The sequence below is a fragment of the Mesorhizobium sp. M7A.F.Ca.US.006.01.1.1 genome (genome assembly GCF_003997935.1).
In the GTDB taxonomy this organism is placed as follows: Bacteria; Pseudomonadota; Alphaproteobacteria; order Rhizobiales; family Rhizobiaceae; genus Mesorhizobium.
In genome coordinates this window covers 1-2,436 of record NZ_RZQL01000438.1, presented here as the reverse complement: position 1 = coordinate 2,436, position 2,436 = coordinate 1, and the positions used below count along the sequence as shown (strand labels likewise).

Here is a 2,436-nt window from a genome sequence, read left to right as displayed (position 1 = left end):
TGACGTTGATGCCGGCATTGTAGGCGGAGCGGCGCGCACCGCCGACCGCGCGCAAACGCCAGCCCGGCCTGAGCCGCGAGAGGACGATGTGCGCACCAATGGCGATGATGACGAAGATGATGAACGAGACCGGTACGCCGTTGAAGGAACCGAAGCCGATAAGGTCCCATGTCGGCGAGACCGGCATCGAGCCGACGATGGCGCTGGCCAGGCGCGGGAAGATGATGTCGTAGAGCGCCCGGTAGATGACCAGCGTCACCAGCGTGGTGATGAAGGCGCGCAGCCTGAGGTAGCCGATCAGAACGCCGTTCAGCAGGCCGCAGGCAATTCCCGTGGCGAGCGTGGCCATCAACGCCACGCCGATCGGCAGGCCGAACACATTCATCGACACCAGGGCGGCCAGCACGCAAAGCGCGAACATCGAACCGACCGAGAGGTCGATGCCGCCCGACAGGATGACGATCGTCAGGGCCAGCGCGACGAGGCCGAACTCCGACACCTGGCGGGCAAGGTCCGAGAACGTCCCGACCGACAGAAAGCCGGGAATGACCGAGATCATGACCAGAACCGTGGCCACCAGCGCAAGGGCGGGAATGACATTGTCAATCCAGCTCTTGGTCAGAAGTTCTCCGAACAGGCGATCCGGCACCAACCGGTATCGCAGTCGCAGAAGCGTATCACTGGCAGCCATCGGTTCCGTTGTCCGCTACTTCAAATCGTCCAGGGTCCAGCAATTTCGGGGATTGACGTTTGCCTTGGTGATCTGGGTGAGCGGGTTGAAGTAGAGCGTCTTGGTCTCGCCCGCTGGGCTGTCGGAAAGCAGCAGCCGTGCGATCTCGGCATTCAGGATTTCGCCCTGCAGCGGCACGTTGTAGCTGATGTAGAGATTGAACAGGCCTTTCTCGACGTTCTCGCAGCCGACCTTGTTGCCGCCGCCGCTGGTGACGAGGAAGACCTGGTCGCTCTTGCCGGCCTGCTTGATGGCGGATGCCGTGCCGGTATCCTGGTTGTCCCAGATGCCGATGGCGCCGCAGAGGTCCGGATGCTGCTGCAGCACCGTGTCCATGATTGAGCGCGCCTTTTCGGGATTGTATTCGGTGGCCTGCTGCGAGACGACCTGGATGTCGGGATGCTGGTTCAGGACTCGGTAGATGCCGTCGAGCTGAAAGACATCAGATGCCGCCGTCGGCACGCCGGTGTCGATGGCGACCTTGGTCGAGGCGCCCTTGCCGGCGCTGCACTTATCGACCACGGCTTGCGCCGCCTGCTCGCCGATCTCGGTCCAGTCGGCGCCGACATAGGAATCGGTCTGGGTGTTCGATTCCAGGTTGATCTGCACCACCTTGATGCCGGCAGCCTGCGCCTGGGCCAGCAGCCGGGCGTAGGACTGGATGTCGGGGTTGTGGGCGACGATCAGGTCTGGCTTTTCGCTGATCAGCGATTGCAGCGCCTTGGTGCCGGCATCGGTGCTCCAGGCCGGATCGCGGATCTCGAAACTGTATTTCAGGCGCTTGGCCTGCTGACGCATCACCGCGGCCCAGCCTTCGGTCAGATCGAAGCCCATCGACAGCGGCAGGAAGACGACCTTCTTGCCTTCAAGCGTCTTGTGGAACGTGGTCGAGCGCGGATTTTCCAGGCCCTTGTCCTGCGCGCTGGCGGTGACAATGCCTGCCAGGGCGATGCAGGCCGCGGCCAGCCATCTTGTTGTTTTCAGAAGTCGCATGGTTTCCTCCCATTGCAGTTTGGCGTTGAAAATTGGTGCTCAGAGATCCCCTTGCTGGGATGTCTGCTCGTCACGCGGGTTGACGAGTGAATCGATGACGATGGCCAGAAGCAGAACCACGCCCTTGACGAGGTTCTGGATCGTGTAGTCGATGTTCATGATCGTCATGCCGTTGAGAAGGATGCCGACGAAGACGGTGCCCAAAATGACGTTGCGGACTTTGCCGTGACCGCCGTTCAGGCCGATGCCGCCCAACACCACGACCAAAAGGATGTCATAGATCATCGTCGAGTTGAAAAGCCGGGCATTGATCGCCGACGCCGACGAGGCAAGGATCAGTCCGGCGGCATAGGCAATCAGCGCGCTGATCGCATATTGCGCAACGATCATCGGCCGATAGGGAATACCGGTGATCTTGGCCGCGGCCGGATTGTTGCCCATGGCATAGATCTGCCAGCCGAACCGCGTGCGGCTGAGCACCAGATGCAGGGCCAGGCAAAGCACGGCAAAGGCCACCACCGTCACCGGAATGCCGAGGATGCGGCCTTGGCCGATCAGCGAAAACCACTCGGCATCAGGTGGCACGTTCTGCATCTCCAGCGTGAAGAAGAAGGTCCTGCCGAGGCCATAGATGACGGAGCCGGCGGCAAGCGTGGCGAAGATCGGCGCGACCTCGCCGAAGGCGATCAACGCCCCGATCAGCACGCCGGCAC

Annotated in this window: 3 protein-coding genes; all 3 read right to left on the bottom strand. The window is 61.9% G+C overall.

Annotation, left to right across the window (positions count from 1 at the left end):
• On the bottom strand, positions 1-691 hold a 691-nt coding region (locus EN943_RS36515), incomplete at its 3' end, for an ABC transporter permease (RefSeq protein ID WP_164778593.1).
• 15 nt (positions 692-706) lie between these two features.
• Positions 707-1,723 carry a sugar ABC transporter substrate-binding protein gene (locus EN943_RS36510; RefSeq protein ID WP_127416557.1) on the bottom strand — a complete coding sequence of 339 codons (1,017 nt, stop codon included), beginning with the start codon at positions 1,721-1,723 and terminating at the stop codon, positions 707-709.
• 39 nt (positions 1,724-1,762) lie between these two features.
• Positions 1,763-2,436: ABC transporter permease (locus EN943_RS36505; protein WP_164778592.1), on the bottom strand; the 674-nt coding region annotated here is incomplete at its 5' end.

Bases quoted from the DNA above. Each gene is read 5' to 3' on its own strand.
- EN943_RS36510 (WP_127416557.1), bottom strand. From the start codon at position 1,723: ATGCGACTTCTGAAAACAACAAGATGGCTGGCCGCGGCCTGCATCGCC.